We start from the raw sequence: 16400 nt of genomic DNA, 5'->3' as shown, positions 1-16400 counted from the left end.
ATAAATATGGGCAGGACTGGGCAGGTTATACCAGGTGGCCATCTGACCATGGGAATCGTGTTTTTCTATCTGTCTTTGCTGGTGCTGCTGCCGCTGAGTGCTTTCGTGCTCTATGCCAGCGATATGAGCGGGCAGGATTTCATTCGGCAGGTGACGGATTACCGCATGGTGCATGGCTATCTGCTCAGTTTCGGCTGTGCCCTGGCGGCGGCAATCATCAATGCGGTCTTCGGACTGCTGTTGGCTTGGGTGCTGGTGCGTTACGATTTTCCCGGCAAGCGACTGATGGACGGGCTGATTGATTTGCCCTTTGCCCTGCCCACGGCGGTGGCAGGCATAGCCCTGACCACCCTTTATGTGGAGACAGGCTGGCTGGGAAGATTCTTCTATCAGCTGGGCATACCGACGGCCTTTTCCGCAGTGGGCATCACGATTGCCTTGGTCTTTGTGGGCATACCTTTTGTGGCCCGCAGCGTCCAGCCGGTGCTGAAAGATTTGGATGGCTCTTTGGAAGAAGCGGCGGCGCTTTTGGGGGCAGGAAAATTCCTGACCTTCCGGAAGGTAATTTTGCCGGAGCTCATCACGCCGCTCGTCAGCGGTTTTGCCCTGGCCTTTTCCCGGGGCATTGGGGAGTATGGCAGCGTGGTCTTCATTGCGGGCAATGTGCCTTTTGAAACGGAGATTGCGCCGTTGCTCATCATGACCAAGCTGGAGCAGTTTGACTATCAGGCGGCTGCTGCCGTGGCCATCGTGATGCTGGCCATGTCGTTGTTGGTGCTTTTGGTTCTCAACGGCTATCAGCGTTATCGTTTGCAAAGACAGGGGGCGTAAGGATGGAAGCGGTGACAAAATTGGCAAAGCCTGTGGCTGGTAGCCAGAGCAGATTCCTCAAAACCGAAACAATCGTCAAGTGGTCACTGATCCTGACGGGCGCAGCCTTTCTCGTGGTCATGATGATCCTGCCCCTGATCCTTATCGGGGTGGAGGCTCTGGGCAAGGGCTGGAATGCCTATCTTGCGGCTCTCAATGAGCCTTTTGCCCGCAAGGCCCTCTGGCTGACGGCTGAGGCCACGGTGCTCTCGGTAGTGTCCAACACCATCTTCGGGCTGGCGGCGGCCTGGCTGCTGACGAAGTTTGACTTCCGGGGCAAGACTTTGCTGGGGTCCATCATTGATTTGCCTTTTGCGGTGTCGCCGGTAGTAGCGGGCTTGTTTTTCATCATGTTGTTTGGCAGGCTCAGTCCCTTCTATGATACCTTGCAGGCTTATCATATCGCCGTGGTTTTTGCGGTGCCAGGTATCGTGCTGGCCACCATCTTTGTGACGCTTCCTTTTATTGCCCGGAGCATCATTCCCGTGATGGAGGGCCAGGGCCGGGACGAGGAGGAAGCGGCGGCGCTGATGGGGGCTAGTGGCTGGCGGATTTTCTGGCAGATAACCCTCCCGAATATCAAATGGGGGCTGATGTACGGCATCATCCTCTGTACCGCCCGGGCCATGGGGGAATTCGGGGCCGTGTCGGTAGTCTCGGGCCATATCCGGGGCAAGACCAACACCCTGCCTTTGCATATCGAAATCCTCTACAATGAGTACAATTTTACCGCGGCCTTTGCCGTGTCCTCCATTCTGGTGGGGCTGGCAGTCCTGGTACTGATTCTGCGCAATTTCGTGGAATGGCGCATGGAAAGGAAGGATGACCATGAAGTATGAAGTGGAACTGAAACATATCGAGAAGAGCTTTAACGGCTTCAAGGCCGCAAATGATGCCAGCTTCGGCGTGGCCAAGGGGGAACTGGCAGGACTCTTGGGGCCTTCGGGCAGCGGCAAGACCACCTTGCTGCGCATGCTGGCAGGTCTGGAAAAGCCGGACAAGGGCGATATCCTGATTGCGGGACGGCGGGTCAACGATTTGCCCGCCCGGGAGCGGGGCATCGGCTTCGTGTTTCAGAACTATGCCCTGTTCCGCCATATGACGGTGCGGGACAATATCGCCTTCGGCCTGCGGGTGCAGAAGGAGGACAGCCACAAGATAAAGGTTCGTACCGATGAACTGCTGGAACTTACCGGGCTAAGTCAGGTGGCCAAGCGCTATCCCTTGCAGCTATCCGGCGGCCAGCGCCAGCGGGTGGCCTTTGCCCGGGCGTTGGCACCGAGCCCGAGCCTGCTATTGTTGGATGAGCCCTTTGCCGCCATTGATGCGAAAGTCCGCAAGGAACTGCGCAGCTGGCTCAGGGAGGCCATCCATAACTTAGGTATCACGAGTCTCTTTGTGACACATGACCAGGACGAGGCGGTGGAAGTGGCCGATAAGATCATTATCGTCAACAATGGCCGCATCGAACAGGCGGGGAGCCCTTTGGAAATCTATCAGGCACCCCAGACGCCCTTTGTGGCAGATTTTATCGGTGAGTCCGTCAAAGTGGAGGACTATACCCAGTTCAAAGGCTTTACTGCTGAGGAAAAAGGAGGAAGCCATCAGGGCATTATCCGTCCTGAGTTTATCGAGCTGGCCAAGGACGAGAAGGAGATTTCCTTGCCTTTGGGCGCTGAGCGGGGAACGGTGAAGGCTACCTACTTCCGGGGCAGTTCCGTAGCGGTGGATATCGAGGTGCGGGGGCAGATATTGCGGGCACACCGCAGTCTGGAAAAAGCACCGTTGCAGGCCGGGGACAAGGCTTTGGCCTTTATCCACCGCATTTACAGTTTGGAAGCAGGCAGGACCCGGATTATCGAAAACCGGGCCAAGCAGAAGGAATCCGTAGTTATTTAAGGTAGATGAGGCGAATGAAAGTCAGAAATGAGCAAAGCGATATCCTGATCATCGGCGGTGGAGCGGCAGGCTGTTATGCGGCCCTTACTCTGGGGGAGGAGTATCCGGGGCTGGACGTGCTGTTGGCGGACAAGGCCAATATCAAGCGCAGCGGCTGTCTGGCGGCAGGGGTAAACGCCCTGAACGCCTATATCACGCCGGGGCATACGCCACAGGATTATGCCGATTACGCCAAGGAAGATGCGGCGGGCATCGTGCGGGAGGACTTGTTGCTCTCCATGAGTGAGGGGCTCAATGAAGTCACTGCCAAGCTGGAAAAACTGGGGCTGGTGATTCAGAAGAATCCCGATGGCAGCTATGCCTCCCGGGGCTGGCGCAATATCAAGATAAATGGGGAAAATATCAAGCCGATATTAGCAAAGGCCGTACAGGACAAGGCAAATGTCAAAGTGCTGAACCATATCAATATAGTGGACTATCTGGTGGAAGATGGCCGGGTCAGGGGAGCCTGGGGCATCGACCTTGCCAAAGAGGAAGCCGTCATCATCAGCGCGGGGGCGGTTATCTGTGCCACGGGCGGAGCAGCGGGGCTTTACCAGCCCAACCATCCGGGAACTTCCCGGCACAAGATGTGGTACAGTCCCTTTAATACCGGAGCGGGCTATGCCATGGGCCTGCGGGCCGGGGCGGAGATGACCACCTTCGAGATGCGGTTTATCGCCCTCAGGTGTAAGGGCACCATCGCGCCTACGGGCACCATTGCTCAGGGGGTGGGCGCACCGCAGGTGAATTCCCGTGGGGAGAAGTATCAGGATAAATATGGCAACACCACGGCGGAGCGGCTCTGGGCAGTGGTCAAGGAAAACTTGGCGGGCCATGGGCCCTGTTATCTGGGCACCAAGGGCATCACGCTGGAACAGGCGGCGGCTTTGGAGCGGGCCTATCTCAATATGGCCCCGGCTCAAACCCTCTTTTGGCGGGAGAGCGGCCTGAATCCCCGGGATTACGATGTGGAAATCGAAGGTTCTGAGCCCTATGTGGTGGGAGGTCATACTGCCAGCGGCTACTGGATCGGCAATGACCGGTCAACGACTCTGCCGGGGCTCTTTGCTGCCGGGGATGTGGCCGGAGGTTGTCCGCAGAAATACGTGACCGGCTCCTTTGTGGAAGGGGAAATCGCCGCCCGCGCGGCAGCAGCCTTTGCCCGGCAGGCGGGTAAGAGCGGGATTGACGCAGAGGTGCAGGAAAATATCATCAAGCAAGTGGAGACTTTCATGGAGGGAAGTTCAGAAGGAAACTACACCGTGGAAAGTCTCGAAGAAGCCATGCAGCAGGCCATGGATGAATACGCCGGAGGCATCAAGAGTCATTATGGCTACAGTGAAAGCTCCCTGCGTATCGCCCGCAAGCATATTGAGCGATTGACAAAACTCAGCGACAAGCTGCGGGCGGCCGATTTCTATGGCCTCTTGAAGATTTTTGAACTGCGGGAGCGGCTGCTGGTCTGCAAGGCCTTGATTGCCCATCTGGCAGCCCGGCAGGAAACCCGCTGGCATGCTTTTGGGGAGCATCTGGACTACCCGGAGCGGCGGGAGGAATATCAGCTTTTCATCAATTCCCGTCTGGAACAAGGCGAAGTGAAGATTATCCGCCGTCCTTTGGTTGAGTCTGAAAGCAAGGAGGCGGTGGGATGAGTATCGCCATTGAAAAAGACAAGTGCGTAGGCTGCGGCCTCTGCACGGAGGCCTGCCCCGGCAACTTGCTAAAGTTGTGGGAAGGAAAAGCCCATATTCGCGATGTGCGGGATTGCTGGGGCTGCACCGCCTGCGTCAAGGAGTGCCCCCGTCAGGCTATCTATTATTATCTGGCGGCGGACCTTGGCGGCAGTGGCGGCAGGCTCTATGCCCAAAACAATGAACGAGAAATCAAATGGCAGATGCTTTGGCCGGATGGCAGCTCTGATGAGATTGTCACGGTCAAGCAGGAAGCCAATAAATATTGAATAGAAAAGTAGGGGAGCATTATGGCGCAGACAGAAACAGCAGATAAGTTAGACAGATTGGAAGCCGAAAGCATCTATATCCTGCGGGAGGCTTATAAGAAATTAGGGAAGTTGGGCATGCTCTGGTCCATCGGCAAGGACTCCACCGTCCTGCTGTGGCTGGCGAAGAAGGCCTTTTACGGCCATTGCCCGTTTCCCTTCATCCATGTGGATACGAAGCACAAGATTCCCGCGATGATTGAGTATCGTGACCGGGTGGCTAAGGAACTCAATCTGGATTTGATTGTTCATACCAATCAGGCGGCCATCGATGCCGGCATGGGCCCGGACAAGGGCAGGTTGGCCTGCTGCCAGGCCTTGAAGACCGAGGGGCTCAAGCAGGTGGTGAAGGAATACGGCTTTGACGGCTTGATTGTGGGCGTGCGACGGGATGAGGAAGGTTCCCGTTCCAAGGAGCGTGTCTTCAGTGAGCGCAAGGAGGATGATGCCTGGGATTATGCCAACCAGCCGCCGGAGCTTTGGGACCAGTTCAAGACGGATTTCCCGAAAGGCCACCATATCCGCGTCCATCCCCTGCTGGCCTGGAATGAGCTGGATATCTGGGAGTACATACGCCGGGAGAACATTCCCATCATCGATTTGTACTTTGCCAAGAACGGCAAGCGCTACCGCTCGTTGGGCTGCGCCTGCTGCACGGGCCAGATTAAGTCCAATGCGGACACGCTGGACAAAATTATTGAGGAACTGAAGCACACCACCACCAGTGAGCGGGCAGGGCGCAAGCAGGATCAGGAGGATTCCTACGCCATGCAGAAACTGCGGAAAGAGGGGTATATGTAATGAGCAATACAGAACATAATCATAAAGAAGCCGGTTTGAATATCGTGGTGGTGGGCCATGTGGACCACGGCAAGTCCACCGTTATCGGCAGGCTCCTCTACGACACGGATTCCCTGCCCCAGGGGGCCATCGATAAGGTGGCCAAGATTGCTCACGACACGGGCAAGCCCTTCGAGTACGCCTATCTTCTGGATGCCTTTGAGGAGGAACAGCAGCAGGGCATCACCATCGACACCACCCGCATCCAGTTCTCCACAGCCAAGCGGGATTATGTGATCATCGACGCGCCGGGCCACAAGGAATTTTTGAAGAACATGATTTCTGGCGCCGCCGGTGCTGAAGCGGCACTCCTGATTGTGGACGGCAAGCAGGGCGTGCAGGAGCAGAGCCGCCGCCATGCCTATATGTTGAGCCTTTTGGGCATCAAGAAGGTATATGTGCTGGTCAATAAGATGGACTTGGCAGGCTACGCTGAAACCTCCTTCGTGAAAATCAAGCATGAGATGGGCGCATTCTTGGCGGAACTGGGTGTTTATCCGCTGAAATATATTCCTGTCTCGGGGTTACAGGGGGACAATATCGCCAGCCATTCGGAGCATATGGAATGGTACAAGGGCGAAACCCTGCTCGAAGCCCTCGACCTTTTGGAAGGGGAACAGGCGGCTGTGAGCAAGGCCCTGCGCCTGCCCATTCAGGATGTCTATAAATTCGATTCCCGCCGCATCATTGCGGGGCGTATCGAAGCTGGTCAGCTGGCAGTTGGAGACGAGATTGCCATCTATCCCGGCGGCCGCAAGACGAAGGTCGTGGCGTTCCCGTACTGGCAGTCCAAGGACAAGGTGGAAGAGGCCAGTGCCGGCGCTTCCACGGGCATTCAGGTAGCCGACGAGTTCTTCAACCAGCGGGGCGAGATCATCACCCGGGCTGCCGATACGCCGCCCTTGACGGGCAAGCGCCTGCGGGTGTCCCTGTTCTGGCTGGGCAAGAATTCCCTGAAGCTCAATCGCCGCTATAAGCTGAAATTGGGCACGCAGGAAGTGGAAGCTCAGGTGGAGAGCATTGAAAAGATTATCGATGCCTCTAGCCTTGACCAGCGGGCGGCGGAAACCGTCAAGGAAATCCGCCTGAATGATGTGGCTGAAGTCATCCTGAAACTCAAAGAGGAAATCGCCTTTGACCGCTTCCAGGACTATCAGGCTACGGGCCGCTTCGTATTGGTGGACGGCTATGATGTGGCCGGTGGAGGCATCGTGCTCGGGGCCGAGAAGGAACAGCAGGGAGAATTCTCCCAGAAAGCCATGCGCTATATCATGAACCACCTGCCCCAGAACGGCGAACTCATCGTGGTGGTCAAGGACGGCGAAATCGTCCGTCTGGAACGCACGGAGCGGGAAGTATTCAGCGGCATAGACGGCGAGGGTATTTGAGCGTATAATAGAGAAAAAATATTTAGGGGAGAGCAGATATTATGGCATACGATTACAAGGAGCTGAAAGCCCACGGCTTTATGCAGCAGAAGCAACCCGGGTGTTTTTCTATGCGCCTGAAGAGCGTGGGGGGCAAATTCACTGCCGCCCAGCTGCAGACCGTGCAGGAAGTGGCGGAAAAATTCGGCGAGGGCTATGTGCATCTGACCTCTCGTCAGGGCATCGAGATTCCCTTTATCAAGGAAAAGGATATTGAAGATGTCAAGAAAACGTTGGCGGCAGGCGGTCTGGCCACGGGCTTCTGCGGTGCCCAGGTGCGCACCATCACGGCTTGTCAGGGCTGTGCCATTTGCCGTTCGGGCCTTATCGATACCAGCAGACTTGCCGAGTCATTCGCCGAGCGTTACGCCGGCCGCAGCCTGCCCCATAAGTTCAAGGTGGGCTTCACGGGCTGCCATAATAACTGCCTCAAGACCGAGGAAAACGACATTGGCGTCAAGGGTGCCGTAAAGCCTGTATGGCAGCATGACAGCTGCAAATTCTGCGGTGCCTGCGTCAAGATCTGCCCGCAGGGCGCGCTGGCTATGGACAGGGAAAACAAGAAAATCACCTGGAACCATCGCAAGTGCGTCTATTGTGGCAAGTGCATCAAGAGCTGCAGCTTCGGTGCCTGGGAGAAAAAAATCGGCTTTGCTGTGTCCTTCGGCGGCCTCTACGGCAACCGCATTGCCGTGGGCAAGAAGTTCACGCCCATCATCTACGGCGAAGACAAGCTCTATAAGACCCTGGATGCTGCACTGGATTACTTTGAACAGCACGGCAAGAAGGGCGAACGCTTCCGCAATCTGCTGGACAGGATTGGCTGGGATGAGTTCCGTCAGGTCATCAAGGCAGCAGCTGAATAAGCAATCTTGCTGTTATTCGTTTGGGCAAAAGGATATAAAAAAACGATTGTTGCACGTGCAACAATCGTTTTTTTTTTCGTGATCTTAGCGGATTTTTTAAGACAGGTGATGATGGTGCAGCTGTCCGGCTGTGTGATTGTGTTTTTCAGCAGGAACCGGGCAGTCTGTTGTCGAATTTTATCCGGTAACAAAGAGTCTGGCGCGTACTTCCATTTGACCAAGAAGACTCCTATGGTTTCCCTGGGAGGTGGATCCATTGTGTTTGTTCGCTTGAAACAGCTTTTGGAAAATAAAGAGTATAGGACTGCTACACTGAAGAATATGCTGATTTCGGTAGTGATCATTCTCTTTTTCGTGGGCATCATTCTGTCGTATTATACTATGCTCTATAATGAGAAGCGTACGAATATCATAAAACATGAGCAGATGTCTGCCTGGTCTACGGCTGATCAGGTGCGGGATTATCTGGCGGTCAGCATGAATGCTATTCAATTGACGGCCTATACTATGGACAAGATGCTGGCCAAGAATCGTAGTCCTGAAGAATTCCGCAAATATTTGGCTAAACAGACCATCGCGGTGACCAGTACGGTGCTGGAAAATACTACCGGCCTATATGCTTATGTGGACAGTTATGGCATGTTTACGGCTGATATGGATACATCTTTCAACCCTCAGGAACGGCCCTGGTATGTTACAGCCATGAAGGCTGGTGGTAATGTGGGGTTGGTGGCAGGTTATGAGGATGCGTTCACCAACAAGCGGGTGATATCCATAGTGAAATTGCTGGCCGATGGCAAAAGCGTCGTGGCGATGGATATTACGCTTGAACGGATGGAAAAGATGCTGGCTGAGGTCGCGCAGGCTGAGGGGGGATCGGATTATGTCGTGATCCTTGATGATGAAAACACGGTTATTGCCCATTCCGACCCGGATGAGGTGGGAAAAAAATATGATGCGTCAGGTGGCAGTTCCTTTTGGGATGCGATTGCCGCTGCAGAAGAGAAGGCCCAACAGGACTTTTTTGAAATCAACTATAAGGGCAATAACTACATTGTCTATACGGCACCTATTATCAATGATTGGCGCTCCTGGTCCATTCAGGAGACAACCAGCGTATTTGCCCCTTTGAAGATGCTGCTGGCTGCCACTATCGTGGTGGTACTTGTGATGGTGCTGGTGTTGGGATATATCATGGAAAAATCCAACCGGCAATTGCAGGATAAGTTGAATGCCGTAGCGGCAAGCAAGGCCAAATCTTCATTTCTTTCCAATATGTCACATGAGATACGCACGCCCATCAATGCGATCTTGGGCATGAATGAGATGATCCTGCGGGAATGTGACAGCAAGAATATCCTTACCTATGCGGCGAATGTGGAAACTGCGGGAACAACCCTCTTGAGCCTGGTCAACGATATCTTGGATTTTTCCAAGATCGAGGCGGGGAAAATGGAGATCATTCCCGTGGAATACGATCTATCTTCCCTGTTGAATGATTTAGTGAACATGGTGGGAGGACGGGCTGAGGCCAAGGGGTTGTCCATGGTGGTGGACTTCAACCCCGGGATACCGGCAAAGCTTTTTGGTGATGGTATACGCTTGAAACAGGTTATCACCAATCTGCTGACGAATGCGGTAAAGTACACAGAGCGGGGAATCGTGACCTTCCATGTCGATTTCGTTCAGACAGAGCCGGGGGAAATCCTGCTGAAGGTTGCCGTGGAAGACACGGGAATCGGCATCAAAGAGGAGGACCTGCCCAAACTGTTTGCCCAGTTTGAACGCATTGAGGAGGCACGCAATAGCCATATAGAAGGGACAGGTCTGGGCATGAGCATTACCCAGCGGCTGCTGGCGATGATGGATTCTTATCTGGAGGTAAGCAGTACCTATGGCAAGGGCTCTGTCTTCCGTTTTGCTGTACGGCAGGGTGTGGTGAAGGACACGCCGCTGGGGGATTATAAGCAGGGGGGCAAGGCGGCTTTGGCTGCCCACAAGAAGTATCACGAGAAGTTCATTGCGCCGGATGCGATGCTGTTGGTGGTAGACGATATGCCGCTCAATCTCGATGTTTTCAGCAGCCTGCTCAAGCGGACACAGGTGCAGGTCGATACGGCTGACAACGGTGATAAGGGAATCGCAGCGACAAAGACAAAAAAGTATGATGTGATCTTTCTCGACCATATGATGCCCGGTAAGAATGGCATAGAAACCCTCAAGGAAATCCGGGCAGATGCGGATAATCCCAATCAAAAGGGGAAGATCATCTGCCTGACTGCCAATGCGGTTTCCGGCGCGCGGGAGGAATACATGGCCGCTGGCTTTGATGATTATCTGACCAAACCGATCAAGCCGGATCATCTGGAGGAAATGCTTATGCATCTGTTGCCTACGGAAAAAGTAAAGGTCGTGGCAGAGGCGGACCCCAAAGAAAACTCCGAGGAATTGCCGGCGTTCCTGCGCGAGATACCGGAGATCGACCCGGCTGTGGGCTTGCAGAACTGTGGTTCCCTGGAAACGTATCGGTCGACGCTGAAAACCTATGGCAATAGCGTCGGTGGCTATGCAACTGAGATAGAAGCCTTGCAGCAGGCAGGTGATATAGAAAATGCGACCATCAGGATACATGCCCTTAAAAGCACTTCCCGCATCATTGGCGCGCAGGAACTCAGCGTTCTGGCACAGAGACTGGAAGATGCTGGAAAAGCCGGCGACAAGCAGGTCTTGCAGGCAGATCTGGACGGGTTCCTGGCAAGGTGCAGGGCACTTGGGGACAAGATTTCGCTTCTGTTGGCGGAGCCGCAGCCTGTCCGTGCGAGCAGGCCGCTGATTGCCGTTGATGAATTGCGTGAGGCATATAGGCAGATACAGACAGCACTGGAGGACGGTGACTTGCAGCGGGTTGATGAAGTGACCGGGAGTTTGGGGGATTATCAGATCCCAAAGGAAGAACAGGCACGTGTAGCAGCCATTTGCGAGGCGGTCGCGCAGTTCGATTATGACAAGTTACCAGATATCATTCCACAGGGTAAAGGAGACGCTTGATCATGAAAAATGAGATTCTTATCTTTAGTCAGGGCACATCGTTCATATTGGGGTCAATCGAAGGTCTGTTGAAAAAGGAAAATCTTGAGGTCCGTTATAGTAAACTTGAGATGGAGCATATTGCCGGTATTACCAAAGAGCAGACTCTTTTGGTGTTGTTTTATGCCAATGAGCAGGTCAAGGATGATATACAGGTATTGTCCTGTCTGGCAGACAAGTGTGATAAAGAGGGTATATTCTTTTGTGTGATTGGTTATCCGGATGAGCTGGAGGTAGTGGAAAGGCAGGTGGATATGGCTTCTATCGCGGCGGAATTTTCCCGTCCTTTTGAAGTGCCGGATGTGGCCCGCCAGATTGCTGACCTGGCGTTAAAACGAAGTGCGTTGAAAACTGGATCTGCTCTCCGACAGGCATCCCCGGTTGAGGCAAAACACCATCTGCTGCTATGTGATGATGATGTCATGTTTTTGAAGATGGTTCAGCAATGGTTGGGGGACAAGTATCAGGTAACGGCCGTCAAGACCGGTATGATGGCCGTGTCCATTGCGGCCAAAAGCCAGCCGGAACTCATCCTGCTGGACTATGATATGCCCGTCATGCCTGGAACGCAGGTGTTGGAAGAACTGCGGAAGGAAGAAAAGACGGCAGGGATTCCGGTGGTGTTCCTGACTGGCCATTCCGATCGCGCCAGTGTCATGGATGCCATGCATTTGAAACCACAGGGGTATTTGTTGAAATCTGTAACCCGAGAAGACCTTGTGGCACTGTTGGAGCATTTCTTTGCCAGTGGACAGTGGAAAAATGGCTGAATCCGTGCGAAAACGGCTTCGGCATTCTCATGGCGTTTAACATAAAAAGAGGCTGTAGAAAAACATAGAAAGCTGCCCCTTTCAGTGATATGCTCCCCCTATGATGACAGTTTTATTTTTTACTGTCTCTCATAGGGGGAGCTATAATATTTTTCTATGTTTTGCGCATCCTTTGCGCTATAATGAGGGCAAAGAGAAGCTTGTCTGTTGATAAAAAGGAGCAGATTATGACACTGATACAGATGCGATATTTCTATGAGGTCTGCCAATGGCAGAACATAACCAAGGCGGCAGAACACCTCCATGTTTCCCAGCCGACCATCAGCGTGGCCATGCAGACGTTGGAAGCAGAGACGGGGTTGAACCTGTTTCATCGTGAGGGACGGAAAATCATTATCACCAATGAGGGCAATAAATTACTTGGCAAAGTCAAACACATTTTAGACCAATTGGACAGGCTGGATGACGAAATCCAGGATATGGCCCATAACCGCAATCATATCCGCATGGCCATGCCGTTGCAATTGGGCACGCAGTTCCTGCCCAGGATATTGGGGGAGTTCCGCGCGGCCCATCCGGAAATCCGTCTGGATATCATCGAATCCGGCGGTATCTCTGCTTTGCATATGGTGGAGGAGGAGAAGCTGGATATCGCCTTTACGAATTATGAAGACGGATTCAGCCAGAAGCTCAATTATGAGAAGCTCTTCGCTTGCGAATGCTGTCTCGTGACCAGCCCGCAGAATCCATTGGCCGCGAAGGACTCTGTCACATTGGCCGATGTCGTGGAGGAACCTCTCGTTCTATTGGATAGTTCTTTCTTCGTCTACCGCATGGTTCATGATATGTATGCTCAGGAAAACTACAAACCTCAGGTCGTCCATTATTCTCCTTATCTCCATACCATCAAGAACTTGGTCCGGGCTGGCATCGGCTCTACCTTTCTGACCAGACAGGCAATCCTGCAGCGGGATGATTTGGTGGTCATTCCTATGCAGGAACCCTTCTATATCAATTCCGGCATTGTCACCAGGAAGGGACGCCAGGTCTATGATGATGAACGCCTGTTGATAAAATATCTGAAGGAAATCACCCGCAGCTATTGATTTTTCAAGGATTCTTCCCTGGAAAGCCGGATGCTTCACACTGGCTTTCCAGGGAGATTTTTGAGGCAAGAATAAAAAGAATATACTGAAAATAGTATATAGAATTATAAATATATCACAAATAAAAAGTAATAAATACATTGACAAAGTAATTGTGCAGTGCTATATTATAAGTGTGCTCGAACACAGAAAGCTTTAAAAACAAGAACAAGAAAAAATAAGAAATGAGGTTAGTACACTATGGCAAATGGTTCCTCTAGTGTGCAGGAGAAGAAGATCTCCAGCGCATTCATCTATTTCTTTGGTTCGTTTGGCGGTATACTCTTTGGCTATGATATCGGCGTTATGACCGGTGCTCTTCCGTTCCTGCAGAACGACTGGGGCCTCGCGGGCAACGCCAGCATCATCGGCTGGATCACTTCTTCTGTTATGTTCGGCGCTATCTTCGGTGGCGCTTTGGCTGGTCAGCTTTCGGATAAGCTGGGCCGCCGTAAGATGATTCTTTTATCAGCACTTATCTTTGTTGTCGGTTCGATTCTTTCTGGTCTGGCTCCGCAGGATGGTTCCCTTTATCTGATTGCTGTCCGCGTGCTCTTAGGTCTGGCTGTCGGTGCAGCTTCGGCTCTCGTTCCGGCTTATATGTCGGAAATGTCTCCGGCTCGTCTGCGTGGGCGCCTGTCCGGTATCAATCAGACCATGATCGTATCTGGTATGCTTCTTTCTTATGTAGTTGACTTCCTATTAAAGGATATGCCGGAAACTTTGGCATGGAGACTGATGCTCAGCCTCGCCGCTGTTCCCGCTGTCATACTTTTCCTCGGAGTGCTGAGACTCCCAGAATCTCCGCGTTTCCTCGTCCGTCATGGCAAGATTGCTGAAGCTCGTCAGGTCCTCGGTTTTATCCGTGAGAAAGATGAAGTGGATGCTGAACTCCGCGACATTCAGGAAACGGCTCAGGAAGAAACGGCAGCTGCTGCCAATACTTCCCTCAGCACTCTCCTCTCTGACAAATACCGCTATCTGGTTACCGCTGGCGTTGGCGTGGCCGCCTTCCAGCAGTTCCAGGGTGCTAATGCGATTTTCTATTACATTCCGCTGATCGTGGAACAGGCTACCGGTCAGGCAGCCAGCTCCCAGCTCATGTGGCCGATCATTCAGGGCATTCTCTTAGTTTTCGGTTCTCTCGTATTCCTGGCTGTGGCCGATCGCTTCAACCGCCGCACGCTGCTGACTTTGGGCGGTACGGTTATGGGCCTGTCCTTCATCCTGCCGGCTGTCATCAACAGCATCGTGCCGGATACTGATCCCATGATGATCGTTGGTTTCCTCTGTGTCTATGTTGCGTTCTACTCCTTTACTTGGGCACCTCTCACCTGGGTAATCGTTGGTGAAATATTCCCCCTGGCAATCCGCGGCCGTGCTTCTGGTATGGCATCTTCCTTCAACTGGATCGGTTCCTTCCTGGTAGGTCTGCTGTTCCCGATCATGACGGCCAGCATTTCTCAGGCCGCTGTGTTTGCCATCTTCGGCTGCATCTGCCTCTTGGGCGTAGCTTTCATCCGCAACTGCGTACCGGAAACCCGTGGCGCAACGCTGGAAGAAATTGAAGCAGCAGGAATTGCTCACGGAAAAAAAGATAAAGCCTGCCCGGCAACTAATATGGGCTAAGATATATCCTTCATCATTTAGGAGGCTTTGGTTATGGATTTGGTAAAAAATGCGGCAAGCATTGAAAGCGGTGCGACGGCACTGGGGGTGGAGCTCGGCTCCACCCGTATCAAGGCCGTGCTCGTGAACGAAGATTGCGAAACTTTGGCAAGCGCCAGCTTTGAATGGGAAAACCAGCTGGTGGATGGTATCTGGACTTATGAGATGAGTGAAGCCTGGAAAGGCATTCAGACCTGCTTTGCAGAGCTCGCAGCAGATGTGAAGAGCCGTTACCATGTGACGCTGGACAAGCTTGGTTCCATCGGCATCAGTGCCATGATGCATGGTTATCTGCCCTTTGACAAGGAGGGCAAGCAGCTGGCTGCTTTCCGCACCTGGCGCAACAATATCACGGGTGAGGCCGCGGATAAGCTGACGGAAAAACTTTCCTTCAACATTCCGCAGCGTTGGAGCATTGCCCATCTGTATCAGGCCATCCTGAATGGGGAAGAGCATGTAAAGGATATTGACTTCCTTACGACCCTGGCAGGCTACATCCATTGGCAGCTTTGCGGTGAGAAGGTTCTGGGTGTAGGCGATGCCTCTGGTATGTTCCCGATTGACGAGAGCACCGGCGACTATGACGAAGGCATGGTCAGGATTTTCGATGGATTGCCGGAAGTCGCCGCTTATCCCTGGAAGCTGACTGCAATCCTGCCCAAATCCCTGCGAGCTGGCGTGGAGGCCGGCCGTTTGAGTGAAGCTGGTGCCAAATTGCTCGATCCTTCCGGCACGTTAAAGGCTGGTGCCCTGATGGCTCCGCCGGAAGGGGATGCAGGCACGGGCATGGTATCCACCAACAGCGTGCGCAAACGCACGGGCAATATCTCCGTGGGTACTTCCGCTTTTTCCATGAATGTATTGGATGAACCCTTGAAGAAGGTGCACCGGGACATCGACATCGTCACAACCCCCGATGGTGCCAATGTGGCCATGGTGCATGTCAACAACTGTTCTTCTGATATCAATGCCTGGGTGAATATGTTCGGGGAATTTGCCAAAGCCATTGGCCACGAACAGACTCCGGCAAAACTTTACAGCACCCTGTTCAATACGGTGCAGGGCGCGGACAAGGACGCTGGCGGCCTCGTGAATTACAGCTGCCTGTCCGGTGAGAACATCACGCAGGTAGAGTCTGGACGTCCCCTGTTCGTGAGAACACCTCATAGCCATATGGGCTTGGGCAACTTTATGCTGGCTCAGCTCTACGGGGCCTTTGCACCGCTGAAAATCGGCATGGATGTGCTGATCAAGGACGAAGGCGTCAAGACGGATGTGATGGTGGCACAGGGCGGATTGTTCAAGACGCCGGTCATTGCCCAGCAGGTACTTTCCGACAGCCTGGGGATTCCCATTACCGTAATGGAAACCGCCAGCGAAGGCGGCCCCTGGGGCATGGCAGTGTTGGCGGTGTATGCCAAGGACAACGCAGGCAAAGACAGCCTGCCGGATTTCCTGGATACCAAGGTGTTCAAGAACCCCCAGAGCACTACGCTGACACCGAATGCCGAAGGAGTAGAGGGATGCAAGGAGTTCATTGCAGCTTATCAGGAAGGTCTGCCGTTGGAACAGCAGGCAGGCGGGCTGGTAGCAGATAAGTAAGGGCGCCGGGCAACGATAGACCTTGATTTTGGGTTATCGGCTGTTCATAAGCCTGAGCTGAGGACGTTTAGTTAAATCTTGCGGCACATATCCCAATAGCCTGCCCATCTGGGGAAGGTGTCCCGCGTCAGGGGCGGAAGGGGCTTCAAAGTAGGCACCTACAATAATGTCATATAAAGTCAATG

14 protein-coding genes are annotated in these 16400 nt (G+C 53.3%); 13 read left to right on the top strand and 1 reads right to left on the bottom strand.

Features of this window, described 5'->3' with window-relative positions; genetic code table 11:
- Positions 1 to 6: 6 nt before the first annotated feature.
- The 8 genes from cysT to BUB68_RS02180 are packed head-to-tail and all read left to right on the top strand — an operon-like array spanning position 7 to position 7943.
- Entirely contained in the window at positions 7 to 831 is an 825-nt protein-coding gene (cysT, locus tag BUB68_RS02215; protein WP_073088179.1) for a sulfate ABC transporter permease subunit CysT, read from the top strand.
- A 2-nt stretch (positions 832 to 833) separates the two neighbouring features.
- Complete coding sequence (cysW, locus tag BUB68_RS02210; protein ID WP_014425871.1) at positions 834 to 1709, top strand: sulfate ABC transporter permease subunit CysW; 876 nt, start codon at positions 834 to 836, stop codon at positions 1707 to 1709.
- The gene (locus BUB68_RS02205) at positions 1699 to 2769 is read left to right on the top strand and encodes an ABC transporter ATP-binding protein (protein WP_073088178.1); all 1071 of its coding nucleotides are present in this window, start codon (positions 1699 to 1701) and stop codon (positions 2767 to 2769) included. Before cysW ends, BUB68_RS02205 begins: the two co-directional genes overlap by 11 nt.
- A gap of 14 nt (positions 2770 to 2783) precedes the next feature.
- Positions 2784 to 4463 (top strand): adenylyl-sulfate reductase subunit alpha, encoded by a 1680-nt coding sequence (locus BUB68_RS02200; protein WP_073088177.1) that lies wholly within the window; start codon positions 2784 to 2786, stop codon positions 4461 to 4463.
- Positions 4460 to 4771, top strand: coding sequence for a 4Fe-4S dicluster domain-containing protein (locus BUB68_RS02195; RefSeq protein ID WP_073088176.1), 312 nt, complete (start codon positions 4460 to 4462; stop codon positions 4769 to 4771). Before BUB68_RS02200 ends, BUB68_RS02195 begins: the two co-directional genes overlap by 4 nt.
- A 21-nt stretch (positions 4772 to 4792) precedes the next feature.
- On the top strand, positions 4793 to 5611 hold the full coding sequence (gene cysD, locus BUB68_RS02190; RefSeq protein WP_014425867.1) for a sulfate adenylyltransferase subunit CysD: 819 nt from the start codon (positions 4793 to 4795) through the stop codon (positions 5609 to 5611).
- Positions 5611 to 7038 carry a sulfate adenylyltransferase subunit 1 gene (locus BUB68_RS02185; protein ID WP_073088175.1) on the top strand — a complete coding sequence of 476 codons (1428 nt, stop codon included), beginning with the start codon at positions 5611 to 5613 and terminating at the stop codon, positions 7036 to 7038. Before cysD ends, BUB68_RS02185 begins: the two co-directional genes overlap by 1 nt.
- Before the next feature lie 41 nt (positions 7039 to 7079).
- Positions 7080 to 7943, top strand: coding sequence for a 4Fe-4S binding protein (locus tag BUB68_RS02180; RefSeq protein ID WP_073088174.1), 864 nt, complete (start codon positions 7080 to 7082; stop codon positions 7941 to 7943).
- Here the strand turns inward: BUB68_RS02180 and BUB68_RS15175 are convergent.
- Positions 7916 to 8164, bottom strand: coding sequence for a hypothetical protein (locus BUB68_RS15175; protein WP_178139446.1), 249 nt, complete (start codon positions 8162 to 8164; stop codon positions 7916 to 7918). The two genes, BUB68_RS02180 and BUB68_RS15175, sit on opposite strands and share 28 nt — an antisense overlap.
- A gap of 37 nt (positions 8165 to 8201) precedes the next feature.
- On the opposite strand from BUB68_RS15175, the gene BUB68_RS02170 reads away from it, so the two are divergent.
- The 5 genes from BUB68_RS02170 (at position 8202) to BUB68_RS02150 (ending at position 16215) form a co-directional block, all read left to right on the top strand.
- A complete protein-coding gene (locus tag BUB68_RS02170; RefSeq protein ID WP_178139445.1) occupies positions 8202 to 10991 on the top strand; it encodes a hybrid sensor histidine kinase/response regulator in 2790 nt (929 codons plus the stop codon).
- Between the two features lie 2 nt (positions 10992 to 10993).
- The gene (locus BUB68_RS02165) at positions 10994 to 11800 is read left to right on the top strand and encodes a response regulator (protein ID WP_073088171.1); all 807 of its coding nucleotides are present in this window, start codon (positions 10994 to 10996) and stop codon (positions 11798 to 11800) included.
- Positions 11801 to 12027: 227 nt separating this feature from the next.
- A complete protein-coding gene (locus BUB68_RS02160) occupies positions 12028 to 12906 on the top strand; it encodes a LysR family transcriptional regulator (RefSeq protein ID WP_073088296.1) in 879 nt (292 codons plus the stop codon).
- A gap of 240 nt (positions 12907 to 13146) precedes the next feature.
- Positions 13147 to 14574 (top strand): sugar porter family MFS transporter, encoded by a 1428-nt coding sequence (locus tag BUB68_RS02155; RefSeq protein ID WP_073088170.1) that lies wholly within the window; start codon positions 13147 to 13149, stop codon positions 14572 to 14574.
- 33 nt (positions 14575 to 14607) lie between these two features.
- Complete coding sequence (locus BUB68_RS02150; protein ID WP_073088169.1) at positions 14608 to 16215, top strand: xylulokinase; 1608 nt, start codon at positions 14608 to 14610, stop codon at positions 16213 to 16215.
- Positions 16216 to 16400 lie beyond the last annotated feature (185 nt).

Source organism: Pseudoselenomonas ruminantium, assembly GCF_900142515.1.
In the GTDB taxonomy this organism is placed as follows: Bacteria; Bacillota; Negativicutes; order Selenomonadales; family Selenomonadaceae; genus Selenomonas_A; species Selenomonas_A ruminantium_D.
The sequence above is the reverse complement of the archived record's forward strand: the minus strand, read 5'-3'. Positions and strand labels throughout refer to the sequence as shown.

What these genes read in the sequence shown, in the direction of transcription:
- cysT (WP_073088179.1), top strand. Translation starts at nt 7, where the DNA reads ATGGGCAGGACTGGGCAGGTTATACCAGGTGGCCATCTGACCATGGGA.
- cysW (WP_014425871.1), top strand. Translation starts at nt 834, where the DNA reads ATGGAAGCGGTGACAAAATTGGCAAAGCCTGTGGCTGGTAGCCAGAGC.
- BUB68_RS02205 (WP_073088178.1), top strand. Translation starts at nt 1,699, where the DNA reads ATGAAGTATGAAGTGGAACTGAAACATATCGAGAAGAGCTTTAACGGC.
- BUB68_RS02200 (WP_073088177.1), top strand. Translation starts at nt 2,784, where the DNA reads ATGAAAGTCAGAAATGAGCAAAGCGATATCCTGATCATCGGCGGTGGA.
- BUB68_RS02195 (WP_073088176.1), top strand. Translation starts at nt 4,460, where the DNA reads ATGAGTATCGCCATTGAAAAAGACAAGTGCGTAGGCTGCGGCCTCTGC.
- cysD (WP_014425867.1), top strand. Translation starts at nt 4,793, where the DNA reads ATGGCGCAGACAGAAACAGCAGATAAGTTAGACAGATTGGAAGCCGAA.
- BUB68_RS02185 (WP_073088175.1), top strand. Translation starts at nt 5,611, where the DNA reads ATGAGCAATACAGAACATAATCATAAAGAAGCCGGTTTGAATATCGTG.
- BUB68_RS02180 (WP_073088174.1), top strand. Translation starts at nt 7,080, where the DNA reads ATGGCATACGATTACAAGGAGCTGAAAGCCCACGGCTTTATGCAGCAG.
- BUB68_RS02165 (WP_073088171.1), top strand. Translation starts at nt 10,994, where the DNA reads ATGAAAAATGAGATTCTTATCTTTAGTCAGGGCACATCGTTCATATTG.
- BUB68_RS02160 (WP_073088296.1), top strand. Translation starts at nt 12,028, where the DNA reads ATGACACTGATACAGATGCGATATTTCTATGAGGTCTGCCAATGGCAG.
- BUB68_RS02155 (WP_073088170.1), top strand. Translation starts at nt 13,147, where the DNA reads ATGGCAAATGGTTCCTCTAGTGTGCAGGAGAAGAAGATCTCCAGCGCA.
- BUB68_RS02150 (WP_073088169.1), top strand. Translation starts at nt 14,608, where the DNA reads ATGGATTTGGTAAAAAATGCGGCAAGCATTGAAAGCGGTGCGACGGCA.